Genomic DNA, 23,715 nt, shown 5'->3' with positions numbered 1-23,715 from the left:
CTCGCGCGGGAAGGGGCCCTTCCGTCGTCACCGTCAGCTGGCGATCATGCGGCGCAGCACGTACTGCAGGATGCCGCCGTGCCGGTAGTAGTCCGCCTCACCGGGGGTGTCGATCCGGACCACCGCGTCGAACTCGATACCGGTGTCGGTGCTGACCTTGACAGTACGCGGCGTCTCGCCGTCGTTCAGCGCGGTCACCCCGCTGATCGAGAACGTCTCGGTGCCGGTGAGCCCGAGCGACTCGGCGGTCTCGCCGGCCGGGAACTGCAGCGGCAGCACGCCCATGCCGATCAGGTTCGAGCGGTGGATCCGCTCGTACGACTCGGCGATGACCGCCTTCACGCCGAGCAGCATGGTGCCCTTGGCCGCCCAGTCCCGCGACGAACCCGAGCCGTACTCCTTGCCGGCCAGCACGACCAGCGGCACGCCGGCCTCCTGGTAGGCCACCGAGGCGTCGTAGATCGAGGTCTGCTCGCCGGTCAGGTGGTTGACCGTGAAGCCGCCCTCGACGCCCGGCACCAGCTGGTTGCGCAGCCGGATGTTGGCGAAGGTGCCCCGGATCATCACCTCGTGGTTGCCCCGGCGGGAACCGTACGAGTTGAACTCGTGCCGCGGCACGCCGTGCTCGGCGAGGTACTTCCCGGCGGGGGAGTCGGCCTTGATGGAGCCGGCCGGCGAGATGTGGTCGGTGGTCACCGAGTCGCCCAGCTTGGCCAGCACCCGGGCGCCGGCGATGTCGGTGACCGCCTTCGGCTCCCGCTCCATGCCCTCGAAGTACGGGGGCTTGCGGACGTAGGTCGACTCGCCCTCCCAGGCGAAGGTGTCGCCGGTCGGGGTCGGCAGCGACTGCCACCGCTCGTCGCCGGCGAAGACGTCGGCGTACGCCGAGCTGAACCCGGAGGCGCCGATCGCCGAGGCGATGACGTCCTGGATCTCGGCGCTGCTCGGCCAGATGTCGCGCAGGAAGACCGGGTTGCCCTGGCTGTCCTCGCCGATCGGCTCGTTGGCCAGGTCGATGTCCATCGTGCCGGCCAGCGCGTACGCGACCACCAGCGGCGGGGACGCCAGGTAGTTCATCTTGACGTCCGGGTTGATCCGGCCCTCGAAGTTGCGGTTGCCGGAGAGCACCGAGACGACGGCCAGGTCGGCGTCGTTGACCGCGGCCGAGATCTCCTCGGGCAGCGGGCCGGAGTTGCCGATGCAGGTGGTGCAGCCGTAGCCGACCAGGTGGAAGCCGAGCTTCTCCAGGTAGGGGGTGAGGCCGGCCCGCTCGTAGTAGTCCATGACGACCTTGGAGCCGGGCGCCAGGGTGGTCTTCACCCACGGCTTGCGGGCCAGCCCCTTCTCCACCGCGTTCCGGGCCAGCAGCGCGGCACCGATCATGACCTGCGGGTTGGAGGTGTTGGTGCAGGAGGTGATCGCGGCGATCACCACGGCGCCGTGGTCCAGCTCGAACTCGGTGCCGTCCGCGCCGGTGACCCGGACCGGGTTGGTGGCCCGGCCGCCGGCCCCCACCGCTGCCGTCTCCAGGTCGCGCGGGGCGTCGGCCGGGTCGTTGACGCCGTTGGCGGGGGAGTCGCTGGCCGGGAAGGACTCGGCGCTGGCCTCGTCGGCGTGGCCGACCACCCCGAACGGCTTCTCCTGCTGCGGTACGCCCGCGGCGCGGCCCCGGTCGCCACCGGTCTCGTCGGCGGCCACGTAGTCCTTCAGGGCCGAGCGGAACAGCGTCTTGGCGCTGCCCAGCGGCACCCGGTCCTGCGGGCGCTTCGGGCCGGCCAGGGACGGCTCGATGGTGCTCAGGTCCAGCTCCAGCCGCTCCGAGTACTCCGGCTCGGCGTCCGGGTCGTGCCAGAGGCCCTGCTCCTTGGCGTACGCCTCGACCAGCGCGACCTGCTGCGGGTCGCGGCCGGTCAGCTCCAGGTAGCGGACGGTCTCAGCGTCGATCGGGAAGATCGCCACGGTGGAGCCGTACTCCGGCGACATGTTGCCGATGGTCGCCCGGTTGGCCAGCGGCACGGCGCTCACGCCGGGGCCGTAGAACTCGACGAACTTGCCGACCACACCGTGCTTGCGCAGCATCTCGGTGATGGTGAGCACCAGGTCGGTGGCGGTGGTGCCGGCGGGCATCTCGCCGGAGAGCTTGAAGCCGACGACCCGCGGGATCAGCATGCTGACCGGCTGGCCGAGCATCGCGGCCTCGGCCTCGATGCCGCCGACGCCCCAGCCCAGCACGCCCAGGCCGTTGACCATCGTGGTGTGCGAGTCGGTGCCGACGACCGTGTCCGGGTACGCCTGCCCGTTGCGCTCCATGATGGTGCGCGCCAGGTACTCGATGTTCACCTGGTGCACGATGCCGGTGCCCGGCGGGACCACCTTGAACTCGTTGAACGCGGTCTGGCCCCAGCGCAGGAACTGGTAGCGCTCCTTGTTGCGCTCGTACTCCAGCTCGACGTTGCGCTGGAAGGCGTCCTCGCGGCCGAACAGGTCGGCGATGACCGAGTGGTCGATCACCAGCTCGGCCGGGGCGAGCGGGTTGACCTTGGTCGGGTCGCCGCCGAGGTCGCGTACCGCCTCGCGCATGGTGGCCAGGTCGACCACGCAGGGCACGCCGGTGAAGTCCTGCATGAGCACCCGCGCCGGGGTGAACTGGATCTCCACGCTCGGGTCGGCGGTGGGGTCCCACGCGCCGAGCTGCCGGATGTGGTCGGCGGTGATGTTCGCGCCGTCCTCGGTCCGCAGCAGGTTCTCCAGCAGGATCTTCAGGCTGTAGGGCAGCCGCTCGTGGCCGTCCACCTTGCCGATCTTGAAAATCTCGTAGCTCGCGTCTCCGACGCGTAGCTGGGTCTTCGCACCGAAGGTGTCGAGGCTCGCCACGTCGTACTCCTTCACACCAGCGACCGTGAGTAGTCCTGAGCAGTCTGTCGCACCGGCCGGAGTGCCGCCGTGGTTAGGTGACACTTACCGCCGATTCTCGCTTTCAACAAAACCGTACGTCCGTCTTGCTAAAGGCGCAACCTCGTGCCATGGTTCGGGACGAGGAGGTACCACCATGATCCATCACGTCCAGCTCGCCTGCCCGCGCGGCTCCGAGGATGCGTCCCGGTCCTTCTACGTCGGCCTGCCCGGCCTCACCGAGAAGCCCAAGCCGCCGGCGCTCGCGGCCCGCGGCGGCTGCTGGTTCACCGGGTACGGCGCCGAACTCCACCTGGGCGTCGAGGACGACTTCCGGCCCGCCCGCAAGGCGCACCCCGCCCTGCTCCGGCCGGACCTGGACGCGCTCGCCGACCGGCTCGCCGCCGCCGGTCACCCCGTCACCTGGGGCGATGGCGAGCTACCCGGGATGCGCCGGTTCCACACCGAGGACGTACACGGCAACCGGCTGGAGTTCCTCGCCCCGCTCGACTGACTGCGCGGCGGGCGCGTCGGGGTGGCCGTGCGCAGCCCCGGGGTCGAGCCCGCCGGCGGCGTCCGGCCCGGCGCGGGGGGAGCGTCGCCCGTTCAGGCCGTGCCGGCGGCGCGGCGCACGGCCTCGTCCAGCGCCTCAGGGGTACGACCGACCAGCGCGCCGCCGTCGTCGAGCAGCAGGATCGGTCGCTGGATCAGCTCGGGCGAGGCGACCATCGCCTCGATCCAGCGCGGCTCGGCCGCCGTGTCGCGCGGCCAGTCGGCCATCCCCCGGGAAGCCGCCGCCGGCTCCTGGAGCCGACAGATGTCCCAGGGACGCGCGTCCAGCCGGCGCAGCACGTCGGTCAGTTCCTCGACGGTCGGCGGCTGGTCCAGGTAGGGCCGGACCTGGTAGCCGACACCGGCCTCGTCCAGTGCGGAGCGGGCACCGGCGCTCTTGGAGCAGGCGGGGTTGTTCCAGATCTCCATGCCCGCCATGGTGCCAGCCACCCGTCGAGCCGCGCCCGCCCCGGTACCCCCACCGATCGGCTCGCACGAGGTCCGGGATATAGGGGCCTCGGGGTGCCCGGGAGGCCACCACCTGCGGGATGTTGCGGGGATCTGCCTGGCGGGTACCGGTCGATCGGCCCGGTCGGGCCGGTTGGGGGCCGGGCCGGTCGGGCCGGTTGGGCCGGTTGGGGCCGGGTCGGTCGGGGCGGGTTGGGGGGATCGGGTCAGGCCGGTCTGAGTGGGTCGGCCGCGCCGGTCGGGGGTGGTTGGGGCGGGCCGGGGCGATCGGGACGGGTCGGTCGGGCCGGTCGGGTGGGTCGGTCCGCGCCGGTCGCGCCGGTTGGGGCGGGCCGGGGCGATCGGGACGGGTCGGTCAGGCCGGTCGGGGCGGGCCGGTCGCGCCGATCGGGGCGGTCGGAGTCGGTCGGCTGGGCGTGTCGCGGCCGCGGCGGGCGGTTGCGCGCTGGCGTGATACCTGGGCGTCATAAATATGCCGCTGAGGTATCACGCCCTCGGTCGATTGGCCGGCGCTTGGCCGTCCCCGGGACGCCGGCGGCCTGCGCCCTGGCCCGGGTTGCGTTCGGCTGGGTTGATCCACTCCATGTCCGGGATATGGCGGCATCCCGAGCCTGCGGACACCGCGATATCCCGGACACGGTGTGGATCACCGGGGTGGCGTGGTGAGTCGTTGGCGATATCAGCTCCCCGGGGTGGCGCGGTGAGTCGTTGGCGGCATCAGCTCCCGAGCGTGGCCGGTGGGCCACCGTCGTCGCCCCACCACCGAACGCAAGAGGTCGCCCCGCTGGGCGGGGGCCGGCACAAGCTTGGCGGTTCCAGGGGGTCGTGCATGGCCGGGACGGATCCCGACGTAGCCCCTGAGCGCACCTTTCGGGGCGGCGCGGTCAGGCCGCCCCGAGGCCGGTCGTGCCGGTGACCGGGCTGGCTGTCCGGCTATGGTCTGGGGCGTCCGTCACGGGCCGGGCTTCCGATCAGGCGGCGCGTTCCGATGACGGGGGGCCGCCCTGTCCGTGACCGGGCCACCTGTCCGTGACGGGTTGCCTGTCCGTGACGGGTTGCCTGTCCGTGACGGGTTGCCTGTCCGTGCCGGGCTGCCTGTCTGCGACGTGCTACCTGGACCGGTAGTGGCCGGGTGTCCGGTTCGCGGTGTCCGGTGGTGTGTCGGGGTGCGGGGTTTGGGTGCGGTTGTGGGGTGGTCGGGGCCACCCTGGCGGCGGAATCGGTGGCGGGTCGGGGTCGTTGAACATGGCAGACCCGCGCCACACCCCCCGGCCTGCTGGCCTCGCGGGTAGCGGCCCAGCCGGATCGCGGGTGGAATGCCCGCTCGCTGCGGGTCGTTGACTCCCCCCCGACGGGCCAAGCAAGCCCCCGGGCGCCGGAGCCCCCCGGAATGGCGGGCCGGCCCGGATGGTTACACCCCCGACGGGCCGAGCACGCCCCCCGGCACCGAGCCCCCGGAATGGCGGGCCAGCCGGGATGGTTACACCCCCGACGGGCCAAGCAAGCCCCGGCCCCCGGGCGCCGGGTGCTGGAGCCGCCGGAATGGTGGGCTGGCCCGGATGGTTACACCCCTGGGACGCCCGAGCAGGCCCCTGGCCGCCGGGAGCGACCCCCCTTCCTTTGCACGACCTTTCCTTGCGCGCGGCCCACACCGCCCCCCGTTTGGTGTGCCTCGCGTTTCCCCCGATCGAAAGGCTTGTGATCATCATGCGTACCGACATCCTGCGTAAGACCGCTCTGACCGCTGCTGGTCTCGCCTTCACCGGCGGCGCCCTCGCCGCCCCCGCCACCGCGTTCGCCGCCCCGGCCGAGAAGCCGGCCGTGTCGATCACCACCGACCGCAAGCACGGTGAGCGGGAGCTGGGTGTGCGCTACGAAGCCCAGCCGAACTTCTACTACTGCGGCCCCGCCGCCGCCCGCAACGCCCTGTCCGTGCAGGGCAAGAACATCGACGTCCACGCCATGGCCAAGGAAATGGGCACCACCGAAGCCGGCACCAACTCCATCAACGACATCACCCCGGTGCTGAACAAGCAGACCGGCAAGGACGTCTACCACAGCGTCGAGATCCGCGACCGTGCAGCGGACGACAAGCAGACCGACAAGCTGCGCACCGACGTCATCAAGGCCGTCGACGAAGGCCGTGCCGTGGTCGCCAACATCGCCGGCACCGCCACCGACACCGACGGCAACAGCCACTCCTTCGAGGGCGGGCACTACATCAGCGTCGTCGGCTACCGCGACGGCGGCAACACCGTCACCATCGCCGACTCGGCCAACCCGGACACCGCCAGCTACCGGATGAGCATCGACAACCTCGCCGACTGGATCGCCACCCGCGGCTACACCGCCTGACGAACACCGGCGACAACCCAAGAACACCAAACGCCGAAGGGCCGACCCCCAACCCGGGGGCCGGCCCTTCGGCGTCTGCGCGTTTTCCGGCACCGGGAGCGGGAACCCGGCCGCCGGGAGGAACCGACCGACCGTACGCCGAGGGGAGTGGTCCGGTGGGGTACCAGAGCGTGGGTACGGTCGCCGCGGTGCGCCGTACGCCCGTGGCCGGCGCGCCGCTGTACTGCGACGCCCGGGAGTACGGTCTGCGGGGCGACGGCGTGACCAACGACCAGCCGGCGCTGGCCGCGCTGGTGGACCGCCTCGGCGAGGGCTACGCGGCCGACGGGCGGGCCCGGGTCATCTACTGCCCGCCGGGCATCTACTCGATCCGCGACGCCGGCACGGTCTGGCGCAGCGGGGTGTCGTTGATCGGCGCCGGGCCCGGGGCGACCCGCTTCCTGCTGAGCAACGAGGGGAACCGGGCCGACCCGACGCCGCTGGCGTTCTGGACCACCGTGCAGCACGGCGCGGACCGGGACCGGCACATCGCCGACTGCACCTTCGCCGATTTCGAGATCGACGGCTCGGGGGTGGCCCTGGCGCAGTACGACTACCTCGCCAAGGGGCTCGGCCTGCAGTACGTGGTGCGCGGTGTCTTCCGCAACCTCTACATCCACCACACCGGCGCGACCGGGCTCGGCTGCGACTTCCTCCAGGACAGCCTGATCGACGGGGTGGTGGTGGTCGGCTGCGGCCGGCTGGACAACGGCGAGGAGATGGGCGGCGCCGGCATCGGCGTGGGCATCGGCGGCTGGGGCCCGGTGGAGCGGCTCACCATCGCCAACTCCACCGCCCTCGGCAACGGCACCAACGGCATCTTCCTGGAGTTGCAGAAGGACTACTGGACGCCCCCGCGCGGCTACCGCATCGTCGGCTGCCACAGCGAGGCCAACCGGTTCGGCATCTCCGACTGGGGCGCGGACGGCCTGATCGTCTCGGCCTGCACCATCACCGGCAACCTGGAGGCCGGCTTCGACGTCTCGGCCAACGGCACGGCCGGGATCGCCGGTCGCGGTGGCCTGCTCACCGACTGCGTCGTCGACGGCAACATCGGCGACGGGGTGAGCATGGGCAACACCCCCGGCCCGTACACCGTCCGGGGCAACCGGATCAGCCGCAACGGCGGCCACGGCTACCGCGAACACGTGCTCGGCCACGGCTACCAGGGCCCGGCGCTGGACGTCGTGATCGACAGCAACGAGATCTGGGAGAACGGCTGCGACGGGATCCGGATCGACCGACCGATGACCGACCCGACGATCGTCGGCAACCGGATCCGCAACAACGGCCGGCGGTGCGCCCCGGCGACCTCCGGCGGTGGCGAGTCGGTGTGGTACGGCGCCCGGTCGATGACCGACCGCCGCGCCCACTGGGCGCCCGACGGGCATCGCGGCAAGGTGCTGCGGGTCGGGTCGCGGGCGGCGGTGGTGGCCGGCAACACCGACACCGAGCTTGCCCTGTCCGAGATCCGCCCGGACACCGTGACCGCGTGGAACGAGGACACCCCGGCGCCCGGCACCCGGTACGAGCTACCCGACGCCCCGCCGGTGCGGGCCGGGATCACCGTCAACGCCCCAGTGGACTCGGCGATCGTGCGCGGCAACCGGATCTGGGACCGGCGGGAGGAGCAGACCCAGACGTACGGCGTGTGGATCACCGAGCGGGGCCGCTGCGTGGCCTGTCGGATCGAGGACAACGACTTCGCCGGCAACGCCGCCGGCCCGGTGCGCCGGGACACGCCGCTGGCCGGCGGCAGCTGGGACCGCAACCACGACGACACGCCCTGACCGCGCCGCGGCCGCGCCGCTCAGGCCGCGTCGTCGGCCGGCTTCGCCGTGCTGGCCTGCGCGTGCCGGTCCCGCAACCGGGCCCGGATCTCCTCCGGGGTGTACGCGCGCCGCCGCCGCTCCGCGCGGGCGATCACCACGCCGGACGCCGCCACCCCGGCCAGACCGGCGAGTCCGAGCACCTTCCACCACCGCAACCGTCGCCGCATCGGCCTAGGGTAGACGGCCATGAGGGTGCGAATCAGCGGTCCGGCCCGCGGTGGCGTGTCGCCGGCGGGCGACGGTGGAGCGCCGGCATGAGCGGGCGCCGGCGAGCGAATCGTCGGGGCGGTGCGACCGCGCCTCGTGGCGGCACGGAGCGAAGCGGAGTGCCGGCATGAGCGTGAGCCTGGACGAGGCGGTCGAGCTGACCCGCACCGGCGATCTGTGGGTGTTCCGTGGCCGCAGCGTGCCGGACCGGGCCATCCAGTTCACCACCAACAGCCCGGTCAACCACGTCGGCATGGCGGTGGTGCTGGACGACATGCCGCCGCTGATGTGGCACGCCGAGCTGGGCCGGTCGCTGCCGGACCTGTGGGCGGGCACCCACCAGCGTGGCGTGCAGCTGCACGACCTGCGGGACGCGGTCTGCGTCTGGGCGAACCGGTACGGCCAGCGGGCCTGGCTGCGCCAGCTCGACCCGCCCGCCGACGCCGGGATGGAGGACGCGGTGCTGCGGACCATCGCCCGTCTGGACGGCACGCCCTTCCCGTCCACCGCCCAACTGGCCTGGCGCTGGCTGCGCGGCCGGGTGCCGGCGGTCCGGCTGCCGGCACCCGGGCTCCGGGGCGGGGGCGGTGGCGGCACGCCCGTGCGCGACCGCGCGCTGGAGACGGCGTACTGCGCGGAGGTCGTCGCGGTGACCTACGAGGCGATGGGGCTGCTCCCCGCCGGGCGGCGGCCCAACTGGTACGACCCGGGCCGGTTCTGGAGCGGCGACGACCTCGGCCTGACCGGGGGCGCGCAGCTCGGGGCCGAGATCGAGGTGCGGGTACCGGCGCGTTGAGGTTTGGCCGGCCGGTTGATCGGCAATTGTCAGCCGGGTGAGAGCCTCCACCGACCTGGACACGCTGACCGACTTCTTCGACCGGTACGGCGTGGCGCTGACCGCCGGCGACGTGCCCGCCATCGCCGGCTGCTACGCCCTGCCCGGGCTGGTGGTCGCCGACACGTACAGCTTCTCGTTCACCTCGCCGGCGGCGGTCGCACTGTCCTTCGTGGGCGCCGCGCCGGACTACCAGGAGCGGGAACTGGTCGCCGCGCACGCCGCCATCGAGGACGTGCAGCCGGTCTCCGCCCTGCTGACCATGGTGGCGGTGGAGTGGGAGTTCCTGGACAGCACGGGGCGCAGGGTGCCCGGCGAGCGGTACCGCTACCTGCTGCGGACCACCGACCAGGGCCCGGTCATCTGCACAGTGGTGCGGACCGCCTGACCCGCCGCCGGACGGACCGGGTGGGTAGCGGCTCAGGACTGCCCGGTGGGCACCCAGAAGCGCAGCTTGCCGGCGCGTTCGTCGGCGAGGACCCCGCCGTTGCGCTCGATCACCCGACGCGAGGCGACGTTGTCCACGTCGCAGGTGACCAGCGCCGGATCGATGGCGAGCCGGTGGGCCACCGGCAGCGCCGCGCGCAGCATGGCGGTGGCGTGCCCGCGACGGCGGGCGGTGGGCCGTACGTCGTAGCCGATGTGGCCGCCGACCTCCCGCAGTTGCGCGGTGAGCAGGTGCCGGACGGAGATCCGGCCGAGGTACTCGTCGCCGTCGACCCACCACAGGGTGGTGTCCGGGGCCCAGCCCGCCGGTCGCGGCGTGTCCGGCAGCGCCTGGGCGCGCAGGTCGGCCACGTACCGGGCGAACGCCTCCGGGCGGTGCCAGGTCGCCGCGTACCGGCGGATCTCGGCGCCGACCATGGTGAGGTCCCGCCGGTCGCCCCGGCCCTCGGCCTGGAACTCGGCCATCGCGGCCAGGAAACTGGCGTGTACCCGTTCGGTGGGCGGCGTCAGGGCGGGCATGTGCCGATCAGATCCGAACCGCCGCCGGTCGGCCAACCGTTTTCGGCGGCGTGCCGGCCGGTCGGTCGGATCGCGGACGGCTCCGTTCCGGCCGACCCGACCGCTGGCTACGCTGGCGAGTCGGCGCCGACGAGGGGGGAACGGATGTCTGTGCGGCCCGTCGGCGATCCGGAACGGCACGCCGCGCCGCGGGTGCTGGCGTCGGTGCCCTGGGTGATCGTCCTGCTCGGTGTCGCCCTGCTGGCCGCCATGCTCGTGGTCGCGCTGGTGGCGTTCCGCGCTCCCGAGCGCCGTCCGGCGGCCGCACCGCCGCCGGTGCAGCCGCTGGCTCTGCCGTCCCTACCCGTGCTGCCGGGATTGTCGGCGTCCCCGCTGTCGGCGGCGCCGACCCCGACGCCGGTGACGCCGTCGGCCGGGGTCACCTCGCGACCGCCGGTGCCGGCCAGCGACCGCTCGCCGCGAACCGCCGACCGGGCCGACGGCGCGGTGACCGCCAGCTACCGGGTGACGGAGAGCGGCCGGGACTCGTTCACCGCCCGGCTGGTGGTCGGCAACGGCACCGGCGATGCTCGTGAGTGGCGGGTGGAGCTGGTGTTCGGGGGCAACGTGAAGAGCATCGAGGTCTCCTCCGGGGGCGCCGGGGTGGCGGTGTCGGCCCGGGACGGCGGCAGGTTCGTGGTGCGCGGCACCGGAGCGCTGGGCGCCGGGCAGAGCCGGACGATCGGGCTGCGGTTCACCCGCCACGGCACCGGTGACCGCCCGGGAAGCTGCACGGTGAACGGCGCCGCCTGCGTCATCGGCTGAGCGGTCGGACCCGGTCGGTGAGGGGCCGGGCCGAGGTCACCCGCGCGCCATCGACCGTTACGCTTCCGACGACCGCTGGAGGGAAGAGATGTCCGGTTCGGGCCGAGCACCGCGCAAGTCGTACGGCACGACCGCCGTCGCCTCCTCGCCCTGGATCGTGGTGTCGATCGGCGTGGCCGTGATGGTGGTGCTGCTGGTCGTCGCGCTCGGGGCGTACCGGGGACGCAGCCCCGACTTCGACGCGCAGCCGGGTCCGCCGCCGCCCACGGTGGCCCTGCCCGAGCTGCCCCTGCCGCCGACCGGCTCCGCCTCGCCGACGCCGTCCCAGCGGGCGACGCGTACCCCGGCCGAGCGCAGCTCCAGCCCGTCCACCCGGCCCACGCCGAGTCGGAGCAGCCGCGCTCCCGCACCCACCACCGGCGGCGACGACGCGCCGCTGGCCGTGCCGCCGTCGCCGATGAGCGGCCGCTACCGGGTGGTGAACTCGTTCCACGACGGGTTCATCGGCGAGGTGTTGATCCGCAACTCCTCCACCACGGACCGGGACTGGACGGCCCGGCTGGCCTTCCCGGGCGGGCGGGTGGACAGCGCCTGGGTCGAAGGGGCTCCACAGGGGACGATGAGCCGCACCGGCGACGGCTTCAGCTACCGCAGCGGCCGGGACCTGGCCGGCGGCGCCTCGGTGGCGCTGCGGTTCTACGTCGAGCGGGCGGACAGCCGGCCGGCGAGCTGCACGGTCGACGACGTCGCCTGCACCGGCCTCTAGTGCCGTATCAGCCAACGTTCGCCCTGTAGTGCCTCAGATCGTGGATGGCACATGTCTCGGCGATCGCGACGTCTGAAATCCGCCAGCATGCTCGCGGTCGGTCGGGCGAGAATCCGCTCATGATCGCTGAAGCGCAGGGAGTCCGCATCCGGCACCGCGGGCGTGAACCGCAGGTCCATCCCACCGCCTACGTCGCCCCGACGGCCACGCTGGTCGGTGATGTCCGCGTGGGGCCGAGGGCGCGGGTGATGTACGGTGCGGTGCTCGATGCCGAGGGGTCTCGGATCGAGGTCGGGGAGGCGACGGTGATCTGCGAGAACGCGGTGTTGCGCGGGTCTGCGGTCGCCGGCGATCAGCCGGTGCTTGTCGGCGATCACGTCTTCGTGGGGCCGCATGCCACGCTGCTGGGTTGCGAGGTCGGCAGGTGCGTCTATGTGGCGACCGCGGCGACGGTCCTGCAGTGCGCACGGTTGGGGGCCGGCTCGGTTGTCGCTGTCGGCGCGCTCGTCCATGCCCGCACCGGTCTGCCGGACGAGTACTTCGTGCCGCCGTACACCGTGGCGCTCGACTCGCCGGTGCGGCTGCTGGCGCCTGGCGATCCGGGCCTGGCCGAGGCCGTCAGGCGGGTGGGCTTCGCGCAGGTGGCGTTCGGCGTGGACGCGGAGTGGACCGACCGGATCCGCCGGTACGAGCACATCGCGGAGGTGCGCGTCGCCGAGTTCGGCACGCACGCGGACGATGAGGTTCTGAATCTCGGCTAGCGCACCATCGCCGACGGCGAGGTCATACCCGAGGAGGGCGAGCCGGAGATGGTGTTCTGTCTGGACGAGTTCGGCCCGCTGAACCTGCAACCGCACCCGGGCCGGCAGTGGGCCGAACTCGGCGGCAGGCACGAAGACCCCGACCGTGGAGCACGCCGCAGGCGGCGGGCAACCTACAACCGCCCACCCGGAGTGCGGCACCTGTTCGCCGCCTACGACCTGGCCAAGGACAAGCTCTACGGCCACATCAAGAAGACCAAGAACCGATCGAAGTTCTGGAGTTCCGCCGCTACCTGCGCACCCTCTACCCGCCGACAGTCCGCCTGGCGATCGTGTGGGACAACTCCGCCTGCTCCGGTCGTCGTCCTCCCGGCCCACCCGTCAATCGGTCGCCAGCGGAACGGTGCGGTCAGGACGGGCCTTGCTCGGCCAGCACCGCCGTCACCGTCCCTATCCCGGGGAAGTCCGCCGTGACGGTGTCGCCCGGCGCGATCGTGATGGCCCTGGTGATGGAGCCGGACAGCACGATCTGGCCCGGCTCCAGCGACACCCCCTGCGCACCGACGGCGTTCGCCAGCCAGGCCAGAGCATTGATCGGGGTGCCCAGGACCGCGGCTCCCATACCGGTCTCCGTGACCGTGCCGTTCCTGAGCAGCGCGCAGTTCACGGACGGCAGGTCGACGTCGGCTGGATCGATCGGGGTGCTGCCGAGGACCACCGCCCCGGATGACGCGTTGTCGGCGATCGTGTCGACGATCGAGACTTTCCAGTCCCGGATTCGGGAGTCGACGATCTCGAGTGCCGGCAACAGGCAACGCACTGCTCTCCCGGCGTCGTCGACCGTCACTCCGGGCCCTCGGAGAGGGGCGCCGAGGACGAAGGCGATCTCCGGCTCGATCCGGGGTTGAAGGAAGGTGCCGGCGGGGATGGGCCGGTGCTGCGGGTGGAACATGCTCGCGGTCAGATGGCCGTAGTCCGGCTCGTGGACGCCCATCTGCCGCTGGATCGCCGCCGAGACCAGGCCGATCTTGTGGCCGCACACCCGGTCGCCGACCTCGGTCCAGACGCGCACCTGCTCCTGCTGGATCCGGTAGGCGTCGTCGATCGTCGCGCCGGGGTAGGTCGTGCTCAGGGGCGGAATCGGTGTGCCCGACCGGTAGGCACCGAGCAACGCGGCGGCCGCCTCGCGGACCTCGGAAGACCTCACCTACGCCCTCCGTGCCCGGCTCGAAAGCTCCGCCGCGACATCGATGATCATGTCCTCCTGGCCGCCGATGACCTCGCGCCGCCCCAACTCGAGGAGGAGCTCGCGAATGGGCACGCCGTACTTGACCGCGGCGCGCTTCGCCGGGTGGAAGAAGGTGGAGTAGAGACCGGCGTAACCGAGCAGGAGTGCGGTCTCGTCGACGATCTGGGGCTCGGTCATCAGCGGTGCCATGACGCGTTCGGCGACCTCGATGAGCGCGAACACGTCGACCCCCGGGTCGTGACCGGCACGTTCCAGCGCTGCCGCGAGCACCTCCGTCTGGGCGTTGCCCGCGCTGGCCCCCAAACCTCGGAGTGACCCGTCGATGTAGGTCGCGCCGTTCTCGACCGCGGCGAGGGCGTTGCCGATGCCCACCCCCAGGTTGTTGTGGGCGTGGAACCCGATGTCGGCGCTGACCGCGTCGCGCAGCGCGGCGACGCGAGCCCCGGCGGACCCGGGCACGAGCGCCCCGGCGGAGTCGACCACGTAGATCACCTGCGCGCCGTAGGACTCCAGGGCGGCAGCCTGCTCGGCGAGCGCTGCGGGTTCGAGCTTGTGGCTCATCATCAGGAAGCTCATCACGCGCATACCCCGCTCGCGGGCGTGCCGGATCGGCTGCTCGGCGCAGTCGGCCTCGGTGCAGTGCGTGGCGACCCGCACCGTGGTCGCCCCCGCCTGGTGGACGGCGTCCAGGGCCGCGAGCGTCGAGATTCCCGGCACGTACAGCACGGCGATGTCGGCGGTGTCGACCGCGGCGACGGCGGCCTGTACGTACTCGACATCCGTCGCGGCGGCGATGCCGTACTGGATCGAGGAGGCGCCGATGCCGATGCCGTGGGCGACCTCGATGACCCGGACACGTGCCCGGTCGAGACCTCCCGCCACCGCGGCGACCTGTTCCGGCGTGAACTGGTGCGACACGCTACTCATGCCGTCGCGCAGGCTCGTGTCAACAAGAGTGATCATCGTGCGACCCCAAATCTCTTTTCCGCGATCCGCTCGGCGACGGCGACTGCGGCGGCGGTGATGATGTCGAGATTGCCGGCATAGGTGGGCAGGAAGTCGCCGGCGCCCTCCACCTGCACCATGACGGTGACGAGGTCGCCGTTGACCTCGACGAGCCGCAGCCGGTAACCCGGCACGTAGCGCCGGACCTTCTCCACCATGTCGCGCACGGCCTGCTCGATCCGGCCGGCGTCGCTGCGGCGAACCCTCGCGTACACGGTGTCGCGCATGACCATGGGCGGCTCGGCCGGATTGATCAGCGAGAACGCCTTGGCCTCGTCCACTCCCGCGACCGCGACCAGAGCCTGTCCGGTCTTCTCACTGAACTCGCTGAGATTCCACCGCGTGCCCGGCCCGGCGCTGGCGCTCGCGATGGTGGCGACGATCTCGCCGTACGAGGCGTCGGCGACCTGGTTGATCGCGTGTAGGAGGGGGATCGTGGCCTGTCCGGCGCAGCTGACCATGTTGACGTTCGGTGCCTGCAGATGATCGTCGAGGTTGACGGCGGGTACGACCCAGGGGCCGACCGACGCGGGTGTCAGGTCGATCGCGGTGATCCCCGCGGCCGCGTAGCGCGGCGCGGCTGCGGCATGCACCTTCGCCGAGGTCGCCTCGAAAACCAGCGGGGGCCGGTCCGGCCGGTCGAGCAGCCAGTCGATGCCCTCCGCGGACACCTCGACGCCGAGGTCCTTCGCCCGCCGCAGACCCTCGCTGCCAGGGGCAATGCCGATCATGAAGCGCGGATCGACGAGCTCGGACCGGCGTAGTTTGTAGAGCAGATCCGTACCGATGTTGCCTGAACCGACGATCGCCGCCGGCAGTTTTTCGGGCATACGGGCCTCCTTGTGATCGAGAGGTGTCGCCCCTCCCTTGGGGCGGGGCTCCGGAGATTCGCGGACTCAGCCGCGGGCCGGCCGGTGAAGCTCGACCAGGAGTTCCAGTTCGACGGGTGCGTTCAGCGGCAGCGACGTCACCCCGACCGCCGAGCGGGCATGCCGCCCGGCGTCGCCGAAAATTTCGCAGAGCAGGTCCGACGCCCCGTCGCCTACCTCTGGGTGCCGGGTGAAATCGGCCGTCGACGCGACGAATACCAGGGCTTTGACCACGCGGGCCACCGCCATCAGGTCACCGGCCTCCGCCTTCAGCGCCGCCAGCGAGTTGAGCGCGCACTGGCGTGCGCACGCGTACCCGAGTTCTACGCTGACCGTGTCGCCGAGCCGGCCGGCCGCGATCAGCCGTCCCTCGCGCAGTGGCACCTGGCCCGACACGTAGACGTGGCCACCGCTGCGTACGGCTGGCACATAGGTCGCGACCGGTGGGACGACCTGCGGCAACGTCAGCCCCAGTGCGTTGAGGCGCCGTTCGGGGTGCGGCATGGCGGGATCCGGCTCGTAGCGTCCTGGGCTCATCGAGGGCCGCCGCGCCAGTCTGGCATTGGCCGCTCGCCCACGGCGACCTCATAGGCCGCTCGGGCCAGCAGCCGAGTCGAATCCAACGTCGGCAGGCAGGACACATCAGGCGTGATCAGCATCGGGATCTCGGTGCAGACAAGGGCGACCGCGTCGCAGCCCCGATCGGCCAGCCGTTCGATGACGCGCAGGTATTCCTGGCGCGAACCGTCGCTGATCACGCCGTTCACCAGTTCCGTGAAGATGACGTCGTTGACGAGGTCGCGGTCGTCCGCGTCGGGCAGCTCCGCGGCGATCCCGCGAGCGGCGAGCGCTCGCGGGTACAGCTCGCTGTCCATCGTGTATCGGGTGCCGAGCACGCCGACACGGGTGCGCCCCTCGGCGGCGGCCTGCTCCGCGACGACCTCGGCGATGTGCAACCCCGGCAGCGGAAGCTCAGCTCCCGGCACTTCCAGGGCCAGGTGTGCGGTGTTGTCCGGACAGACGAAGAAATCCGCGCCGGCCCGGGCGAGCCGGTGCGCGCTGGTGGCCAGGGTGTCCCGGACCGCGGCGTGATCTCCCGCGTCCCAGGCGGGCATGCTGTATCCGAAGGCGATGTAGTCCAGGGTGACGTCGGGATGCTCGTTGCGGCCGGTCCTGCGGAAACCCTCCTCACAGAAGGTGAGGAAGCACAGGGCGGCCCCTCCCGTGCTGTGGGCGAGAACTCCAAGGTGTTTCACGACGCCCTCCGGCGTTTCGGGGAATCGAGGTGGCTTCATTCTTTACCGACTGATCCCCGACGCCTACTCTGCAGCATGGATTGATATACGCACCATGCCTCGGAGGTATGGATGGAGCTACGTCTGCTGGGCTATGTGGCGGCGATCGCCGAGGAAGGATCCATCAGCGGGGCCGCGCGCCGTCTGCATCTGACCCAGCCGACCTTGAGTCGGCAGCTGGGTGAGCTGGAGCGACGCCTGGGGGCCGAACTGTTCGCCCGCACCGGCCGCGGACTCGTTCCCACCGCGGCCGGCGAAGCGCTGCTTCGGCGGGCGGTGCGCATGCTGGCCGACGCCGAAGCCGCTCTGGACGACGTAAGGCTGGCTGCCGCGGGTAAGACTGGCCGCTTGACGGTAGGGTTCGCCGGATCAGGCATCAACGGCGTGCTGGGGGACGCCCTCGGACGACTACGAGTGGAACTCCCGGACGTCGACCTGTGCCTGGTGGAGCTGTTCGACGACGCCGAGATGTCGGCCGGCATCCTGGGCGGCAGCCTCGACGTGACGGTGCAGCGACTGCCGGCCCGCGACGCCCGTCTGGCCACCCGCGTCTGGGCGCGCGAGCCGCTGGCCCTCTTCCTGCCGGCCGGGCACCCTCTCGCCAGGACCCCCGAGCCGGCGCCGGTGTCCGTACTCGATGAGATTCCCTTGGTGCTGTGGCCGCGGGAGTCCGCGCCCCATGCGCACGACGAGATCATCTCGTTGTGCCACCACGCCGGGATCGTGCCGCGCGTCGCCGCACGGGGCCGGACCGTGCAGACGATCCTCGCGCTGGTCGCAGCCGGCTTCGGCGCGGCCGTGATGGCCGACTCCTATCGCGTGCTGCATCGGGAGGGCGTGACGCCTCGACCCCTCGCGGGCACCGCCACCACCTTGCACCTGGTCTGGCGAGCCGAGGACACCAGCCCGCTCCTCACACGTTTCATCACCGCCCTGAACGCCGTCGATGGTCGGCACCGCGCCGCAGATCCGATATTTCCGGGCAACTGAACCGCCCCGGTTCTGGTGGAGATCTCCCGACAGATAACGGCGAGTTGCCGAGGTCGTTCGGCGATCGGGTTGCGCGGTGATGTCGGGTTGTGGCGAGTGCGGAGGACGCGCCAACAACCTCCTGCCCCGCAACATCCAGTCACTGCCAGCGAACCGTCGACGGCCCGGCGCGGGACAGCGCCGGGCCGTCCTTCTTGCAAGCGAACTGCTTTGTTGCGACTTGGTTTGCAAGGTATTGCAGAATGTTTCGGCAAGGGCTAGCGTGCGGGCCAATCAGCGACCAGAGGAAGGCCGTCGATGAAACCCCCGCCGATACCGCGCAAGGCCCTGCTCGCCCTCGTCTGCATGCTCGCCGTCGCCCTCGTCGCGGTACCGGTCGCTGTACGCCAGTTCGACGGCGCCGCCGCCGGCCAGGCGGGCACCGACCCGCTCGCGGCCGCCGGCGCGGTGCAGTGGCGCGCCGAGCCCTCCGCCGAGGCACTGCTCCGCGCGGGCACCGACGACGCCCGGGCCGAACAGTTCTACTTCGTCCTGCCGGACCGGTTCGCCAACGGCGACCGGCGCAACGACCGGGGCGGGTTGGCCGGAGACCGGCTCAGCACCGGCCTCGACCCCGCCGACAAGGGCTTCTACCACGGCGGTGACCTCAAGGGCGTGATGGACCGGCTCGACTACATCCAGGGGCTCGGGACGACGGCCATCTGGCTCGCCCCGATCTTCAAGAACCGGCCGGTACAGGCCCGGGGCGACGACGTCTCCGCCGGGTACCACGGATACTGGATCACCGACTTCACCCAGGTCGACCCGCACTTCGGCACCAACGAGGACCTCAAGCGGCTGGTCCGGCTCGCCCACCAGCGGGGCATCAAGGTCTACCTGGACGTCATCGTCAACCACACCGCCGACGTCATCCGGTACGGCGAGTCCGCGCCCTACGTGGACAAGGCGAGCGCGCCGTACCGGGACGCGCAGGGGCGCGCGTTCGAGGACCGCAACTACGCCGACGGCAGCCGCGACTTCCCGGCGGTGAACGCGCGGTCCTTCCCGTACCCGCCGACGTTCGACACCCCGGCCGACGCGAAGGTCAAGGTGCCGGCGTGGCTGAACGACCCGACGATGTACCACAACCGGGGCGACTCCACCTTCGCCGGCGAGAACAGCGAGTACGGCGACTTCTTCGGCCTCGACGACCTGTGGACCGAGCGCCCCGAGGTGGTGCGCGGCCTCACCGAGGTCTACTCGGACTGGGTGGTGGAGACCGGCGTCGACGGCTTCCGGCTGGACACCGTCAAGCACGCCAACCTGGAGTTCTGGCCGCAGTTCAGCCAGGGCGTCGAGCGGGCCGCCGCGCGCGCCGGCAAGCCGGACTTCTTCATGTTCGGCGAGGTCTACAGCGCCGACCCGGAGATCACCTCGACGTACGTGCGGCGCGGCGGGCTGCCGGCCACCCTCGACTTCGCCTTCCAGGAGGCGGCCCGCGGCTACACCGCCGGCGACGGCTCGGCCAGGGCGCTGGCCGACGTGTACGCCCGCGACGACCTCTACAACTCCCGGGACACCGACGCCGGCCGGCTGACCACCTTCCTCGGCAACCACGACATGGGCCGGATCGGCGGGTTCATCGCCGGCGGTGGCACCGACCCGGCCAGCCACCTGCGCCGCGACCGGCTCGCCCACGAGCTGATGTTCCTCACCCGGGGCCAGCCGGTGGTCTACTCCGGCGACGAGCAGGGCTTCACCGGCCCGGGCGGCGACAAGGACGCCCGGCAGGACATGTTCGCCTCCCGTACCCCCGACTACCTCGACGACGACCTGCTCGGCACCGACCGCACCCACGCGGTCGACCAGTACGACCCGGCGCACCCGCTCTACCGGGCCATCGCCGAGCTGGGCCGGCTGCGCCAGGCGCACCCGGCGCTGCGCGACGGCGTCCAGGTCACCCGGTACGCCGCCGACGGGCCGGGCGTCTTCGCCTTCTCCCGGATCGACCCGAAGCAGCGCACCGAGTACGTGGTGGCGGTGAACAACGCCGCCACCGCGCAGACTGTCACCGTGGACACCTGGTCGGCCGGTGCCACCTTCACCGGCGTCTACGGCGGCTCGGCCGCCCCGGTCGCCGCCGCCGACGGCCGGCTCACCCTGACCGTGCCACCGCTGTCGGCCGTGGTGCACCGCGCCGGCACGCCGATCGCACTGCCCGACGCCACGCCGTCGGTCACCATCACCAGCCCCGCCCCCGACCAGCCGGTCGCCACGAAGGCAGCGATCACCGCGCAGGTCACCGGGGATCCGCTGGCCACCGTCACGGTCGCCGCCCGGGTCGCCGGCGGCCGGTGGACCCTGCTCGGCAGCGCCGACCGGGCGCCCTACACGGTGCACCACGACCTGACCGGGCTGGCCGGCGGCACGACCGTGGAGTACAAGGCGGTGGTGCGCGACGGCAAGGGGCGCACCGCGACCGCCCGCTCCACCGCCACCGTGGGCACCCCGGGGCAGGCGTCCTCGCGGGACTGGGTGGTGGTGCACTACCAGCGCCCGGCGGGCGACTACGCGGACTGGAGCCTGTACGCCTGGGGCGACATCGATCCCGGGTACGTCACCGAGTGGCCCACCGGGCAGCCGTTCGCGGGCACCGACTCGTACGGCCGGTTCGCCTGGGTGAAGCTCAAGCCGGGGGCGAGGTCGGTCGGCTTCCTGGTGGTCGACAAGTTCGGGAACAAGGACGTCGAGCAGGACCGCACCATCGACGTGACACAGACCGGTGAGGTCTGGGTCGAGCAGGGCGACCCGACCGTCCACCCGAGCCGGGAGGCGGCCACCGGCGAGCCGGACCCGCCGGTCGCCGACGGCACAGCGGTCATCCACTACCGCCGGGCCGACGGCAACTACGACGGCTGGGGCCTGCACCTCTGGGACGGCGCGGCCAACCCGACCGACTGGGCCACCCCGATGCCGCCGACCAGCGTCGACTCGTTCGGCGCGGTGTTCCGGGTGCCGCTGGCGCCCGGCGCCACCGGGCTGAGCTACATCCTGCACTCCGGAGACGAGAAGGACCTGCCGGAGGACCAGCGACTCGACTTCGCCGACGCCGGGCGGGAGGTCTGGCTGCTCGCCGGCGTCCGGGGCCGGTTGGTGCCGTCGACCGCCACCGGCACCGGCCGGGACACCGACATCACCAAGCAGCGGGCGCACTGGATCGACCGGTCCACCGTCGCCTGGCAGACCGGGCCCACCGACGGCAGGACGTACGCCCTGGTGGCGGCGCCGGCCGGCGGGGTGAGTGTGGTCGACGGCGAGCTGGCCGGGACGTACACCTCGCTGCCGCTGCGGGCGCAGCGCAACGGGCTCACCGAGGCCCAGCGCGCGGCCTTCCCCCACCTCTGGGCGTACCAGAGCTTCACCCTGGACCGGCGGGACCTGGCCAAGGTGCCGGCGGCACTGCGCGGCCAACTGCTGGTGACCGAGCGGGACGCCGAGGGCGAGCTGCTGGCCGCCACCGGCGTGCAGATCCCCGGGGTGCTCGACGACGTCTACGCCCGGGCCACCGACGCCCGGCTCGGCCCCACCTTCTCCGGCGGGGTGCCGACGCTGTCGGTCTGGGCGCCCACCGCCCGCACCGTCTCGTTGCAGCTCTTCGACTCGCCCACCGGCGAGCCCACGTCGGTGGCGATGAGCCGGGACGACCGCACCGGCGTCTGGTCGGTGCGCGGCGCGCGCGCCTGGGCCGGGAAGTACTACCGCTACCAGGTCGAGGCGTGGCAGCCGGCGGCCCAGCGGGTGGTCACCGCCGCGGTGACCGACCCGTACTCGCTGGCCCTCGCGCCGAACTCCACGCACAGCCAGCTCGTCGACCTCACCGACCCGAAGCTCGCCCCGCCCGGCTGGGCGAAGCTGCGCAAGCCGGCGGCGGTGCCGTCGACCCGGGCGCAGGTCTCCGAGCTGTCGGTGCGGGACTTCTCCATCGCCGACAGCACCGTGCCGGCGGAGCGGCGCGGCACCTACCTGGCGTTCACCGACCCCGGCACCGCCGGCATGACGCACCTCAGGTCGCTCGGCGAGGCCGGGGTGACCCACCTGCACCTGCTGCCCGCGTTCGACTTCGCCACCATCCCCGAGCGGCGGGCCGAGCAGCGGCAGCCGGCCTGTGACCTGGCCGCGCTGCCGCCGGACTCGGACGAGCAGCAGAAGTGCGTGGCGGCCGTCGCCGACACCGACGGCTACAACTGGGGGTACGACCCGCTGCACTACACGGTGCCCGAGGGCGGCTACGCGGTCGACCCGGGCGGGGCGCGGCGGACCACCGAGTTCCGGCAGATGGTCGCCGGCATCAACGGCGCCGGCCTGCGGGTGGTGATGGACGTGGTCTACAACCACACCTCGGCCGCCGGCACCGACCCGAAGTCGGTGCTCGACCAGGTGGTGCCCGGCTACTACCACCGGCTGCTGGAGGACGGCACGGTGGCGAACTCGACCTGCTGCGCCAACACCGCGCCGGAGCACGCGATGATGGGCAAGCTGGTGGTGGACTCCCTGGTCACCTGGGCCCGGGCGTACAAGGTGGACGGGTTCCGGTTCGACCTGATGGGTCACCACCCGAAGGCGAACATCCTGGCCGTACGGGCGGCGCTGGACAGGCTGACCCTGGCCCGCGACGGCGTGGACGGCAAGTCGATCCTGCTCTACGGCGAGGGCTGGAACTTCGGCGAGGTGGCGAACGACGCCCGCTTCGTGCAGGCCACCCAGGCGAACATGGCCGGCACCGGGATCGGCACCTTCAACGACCGGCTCCGCGACGCGGTGCGCGGCGGCGGGCCGTTCGACGCCAACCCGCGCCAGCAGGGCTTCGCCTCCGGCCTGTTCACCGACCCCAACGGCGACCCGGTGAACGGCTCGGCGGCCGACCAGCGGGCCCGGCTGCTGCACCAGCACGACCTGATCAAGGTGGGGCTGACCGGCAACCTGGCCGGCTACCGGTTCACCAACTCCGCCGGCGACCGGGTCACCGGCGCCCAGGTCGACTACAACGGCTCGCCCGCCGGCTACACCGCCGCGCCGGGGGAGGCGGTCACCTACGTCGACGCGCACGACAACGAGATCCTGTACGACGCGCTGGCGTACAAGCTGCCACAGGACACCTCGGCGGCGGACCGGTCCCGGATGCAGGTGCTGGCGTTGAGCACCGTGGTGATGGGGCAGGGGACCGGCTTCGTCACCACCGGCACCGAGCGGCTGCGCTCGAAGTCGCTGGACCGCAACTCGTACAACTCGGGGGACTGGTTCAACCAGATCCGGTGGGACTGCGCCCGGGGCAACGGGTTCGGCGCCGGCCTGCCGCCCGCGCAGGACAACCAGGACAAGTGGTCGTACGCCCGGCCGCTGCTGGCCGACCCGGCGCTGATCCCGGACTGCGCGGCGATCGACACCACCGCCGCCCGGTACGCCGAACTGCTGCGGATCCGGGCCTCCTCGCCGGTGTTCGGGCTGGCCACCGCCGAGCAGGTGCAGCGGCGGGTGGCGTTCCCGCTGTCCGGCGCGGGGGAGACCCCGGGCGTGCTGACCATGACGCTGGACGGCCGGGGCCTGGATCCGCGGTGGCGGTCGGTGACGGTGGTCTTCAACGCCACCCCGGAGACGGCGGCCCAGCGGGTGACCGGGCTGCGGGGCGCGGACGTGGCGCTGCACCCGGTGCTGCGCACCTCGGCGGACGAGGCGGTGCGGACGGCGTCGTTCGACCCCGGCACCGGCACGTTCACCGTGCCGGCCCGTAGCGTGGCGGTCTTCGTGCAGCGCTGACCCGTCGCGGGCCGCGCGGACCGACCGCGGCGACGAC

General features: G+C 72.2%; 19 protein-coding genes. 10 read left to right on the top strand and 9 right to left on the bottom strand.

Features of this window, described 5'->3' with window-relative positions; genetic code table 11:
- Positions 1-33: 33 nt before the first annotated feature.
- On the bottom strand, positions 34-2,889 hold the full coding sequence (locus Q3W71_RS17415; RefSeq protein ID WP_302920386.1) for an aconitate hydratase: 2,856 nt from the start codon (positions 2,887-2,889) through the stop codon (positions 34-36).
- Positions 2,890-3,049: 160 nt separating this feature from the next.
- Here Q3W71_RS17415 and Q3W71_RS17410 point away from each other — a divergent pair, with 160 nt between their 5' ends.
- Entirely contained in the window at positions 3,050-3,406 is a 357-nt protein-coding gene (locus tag Q3W71_RS17410) for a glyoxalase (protein WP_302920385.1), read from the top strand.
- Between the two features lie 92 nt (positions 3,407-3,498).
- Here the strand turns inward: Q3W71_RS17410 and Q3W71_RS17405 are convergent, their stop codons facing one another.
- Positions 3,499-3,873 carry an ArsC/Spx/MgsR family protein gene (locus tag Q3W71_RS17405; RefSeq protein ID WP_302920384.1) on the bottom strand — a complete coding sequence of 125 codons (375 nt, stop codon included), beginning with the start codon at positions 3,871-3,873 and terminating at the stop codon, positions 3,499-3,501.
- A gap of 1,746 nt (positions 3,874-5,619) precedes the next feature.
- Here Q3W71_RS17405 and Q3W71_RS17400 point away from each other — a divergent pair.
- Positions 5,620-6,267, top strand: coding sequence for a C39 family peptidase (locus tag Q3W71_RS17400; protein WP_302920383.1), 648 nt, complete (start codon positions 5,620-5,622; stop codon positions 6,265-6,267).
- Positions 6,268-6,422: 155 nt separating this feature from the next.
- Entirely contained in the window at positions 6,423-8,096 is a 1,674-nt protein-coding gene (locus Q3W71_RS17395) for a right-handed parallel beta-helix repeat-containing protein (protein ID WP_368050786.1), read from the top strand.
- A 20-nt stretch (positions 8,097-8,116) separates the two neighbouring features.
- On the opposite strand, the gene Q3W71_RS17390 is transcribed toward Q3W71_RS17395, so the two are convergent.
- Positions 8,117-8,305 carry a hypothetical protein gene (locus tag Q3W71_RS17390; protein WP_302920380.1) on the bottom strand — a complete coding sequence of 63 codons (189 nt, stop codon included), beginning with the start codon at positions 8,303-8,305 and terminating at the stop codon, positions 8,117-8,119.
- A gap of 167 nt (positions 8,306-8,472) precedes the next feature.
- Here Q3W71_RS17390 and Q3W71_RS17385 point away from each other — a divergent pair, with 167 nt between their 5' ends.
- Both Q3W71_RS17385 and Q3W71_RS17380 read left to right on the top strand, forming a co-directional pair.
- Complete coding sequence (locus Q3W71_RS17385) at positions 8,473-9,141, top strand: hypothetical protein (RefSeq protein ID WP_302920379.1); 669 nt, start codon at positions 8,473-8,475, stop codon at positions 9,139-9,141.
- Between the two features lie 37 nt (positions 9,142-9,178).
- Complete coding sequence (locus Q3W71_RS17380; RefSeq protein ID WP_302920378.1) at positions 9,179-9,568, top strand: hypothetical protein; 390 nt, start codon at positions 9,179-9,181, stop codon at positions 9,566-9,568.
- A gap of 32 nt (positions 9,569-9,600) precedes the next feature.
- Here the strand turns inward: Q3W71_RS17380 and Q3W71_RS17375 are convergent, their stop codons facing one another.
- Positions 9,601-10,146 carry a GNAT family N-acetyltransferase gene (locus Q3W71_RS17375; protein ID WP_302920376.1) on the bottom strand — a complete coding sequence of 182 codons (546 nt, stop codon included), beginning with the start codon at positions 10,144-10,146 and terminating at the stop codon, positions 9,601-9,603.
- Between the two features lie 144 nt (positions 10,147-10,290).
- Here Q3W71_RS17375 and Q3W71_RS17370 point away from each other — a divergent pair, with 144 nt between their 5' ends.
- The 3 genes from Q3W71_RS17370 to Q3W71_RS17360 all read left to right on the top strand — a co-directional run bounded on the left by Q3W71_RS17370 (position 10,291) and on the right by Q3W71_RS17360 (position 12,477).
- A complete protein-coding gene (locus tag Q3W71_RS17370; protein WP_302920375.1) occupies positions 10,291-10,950 on the top strand; it encodes a cellulose binding domain-containing protein in 660 nt (219 codons plus the stop codon).
- A gap of 88 nt (positions 10,951-11,038) precedes the next feature.
- On the top strand, positions 11,039-11,716 hold the full coding sequence (locus Q3W71_RS17365; RefSeq protein WP_302920374.1) for a cellulose binding domain-containing protein: 678 nt from the start codon (positions 11,039-11,041) through the stop codon (positions 11,714-11,716).
- 119 nt (positions 11,717-11,835) lie between these two features.
- Positions 11,836-12,477: a gamma carbonic anhydrase family protein gene (locus tag Q3W71_RS17360; RefSeq protein ID WP_302920373.1), complete on the top strand. Its 642-nt coding sequence runs from the start codon at positions 11,836-11,838 to the stop codon at positions 12,475-12,477.
- Between the two features lie 409 nt (positions 12,478-12,886).
- Here Q3W71_RS17360 and Q3W71_RS17355 read toward each other — a convergent pair whose 3' ends face one another.
- The 5 genes from Q3W71_RS17355 to Q3W71_RS17335 form a co-directional block, all read right to left on the bottom strand.
- The gene (locus Q3W71_RS17355) at positions 12,887-13,684 is read right to left on the bottom strand and encodes a 2-keto-4-pentenoate hydratase (RefSeq protein ID WP_302920372.1); all 798 of its coding nucleotides are present in this window, start codon (positions 13,682-13,684) and stop codon (positions 12,887-12,889) included.
- The gene (gene dmpG, locus Q3W71_RS17350) at positions 13,685-14,689 is read right to left on the bottom strand and encodes a 4-hydroxy-2-oxovalerate aldolase (protein WP_302920371.1); all 1,005 of its coding nucleotides are present in this window, start codon (positions 14,687-14,689) and stop codon (positions 13,685-13,687) included.
- Complete coding sequence (locus Q3W71_RS17345) at positions 14,686-15,561, bottom strand: acetaldehyde dehydrogenase (acetylating) (protein ID WP_302920370.1); 876 nt, start codon at positions 15,559-15,561, stop codon at positions 14,686-14,688. The genes dmpG and Q3W71_RS17345 overlap by 4 nt, the downstream gene beginning before the upstream one ends.
- A gap of 66 nt (positions 15,562-15,627) precedes the next feature.
- Positions 15,628-16,104 carry a RidA family protein gene (locus Q3W71_RS17340; RefSeq protein ID WP_302920369.1) on the bottom strand — a complete coding sequence of 159 codons (477 nt, stop codon included), beginning with the start codon at positions 16,102-16,104 and terminating at the stop codon, positions 15,628-15,630.
- A gap of 29 nt (positions 16,105-16,133) precedes the next feature.
- A complete protein-coding gene (locus tag Q3W71_RS17335; RefSeq protein WP_302920368.1) occupies positions 16,134-16,856 on the bottom strand; it encodes an aspartate/glutamate racemase family protein in 723 nt (240 codons plus the stop codon).
- Positions 16,857-16,967: 111 nt separating this feature from the next.
- Here Q3W71_RS17335 and Q3W71_RS17330 point away from each other — a divergent pair, with 111 nt between their 5' ends.
- Together Q3W71_RS17330 and pulA are read left to right on the top strand one after the other, a co-directional pair.
- The gene (locus tag Q3W71_RS17330; protein WP_302920367.1) at positions 16,968-17,885 is read left to right on the top strand and encodes a LysR family transcriptional regulator; all 918 of its coding nucleotides are present in this window, start codon (positions 16,968-16,970) and stop codon (positions 17,883-17,885) included.
- Between the two features lie 297 nt (positions 17,886-18,182).
- Positions 18,183-23,678, top strand: coding sequence for a pullulanase-type alpha-1,6-glucosidase (pulA, locus tag Q3W71_RS17325; RefSeq protein ID WP_302920366.1), 5,496 nt, complete (start codon positions 18,183-18,185; stop codon positions 23,676-23,678).
- Positions 23,679-23,715: the final 37 nt, after the last annotated feature.

Origin of the sequence: Micromonospora sp. C28SCA-DRY-2 (genome assembly GCF_030519475.1) — a bacterium.
Lineage (GTDB): Bacteria > Actinomycetota > Actinomycetes > Mycobacteriales > Micromonosporaceae > Micromonospora.
The sequence above is the reverse complement of the archived record's forward strand: the minus strand, read 5'-3'. Positions and strand labels throughout refer to the sequence as shown.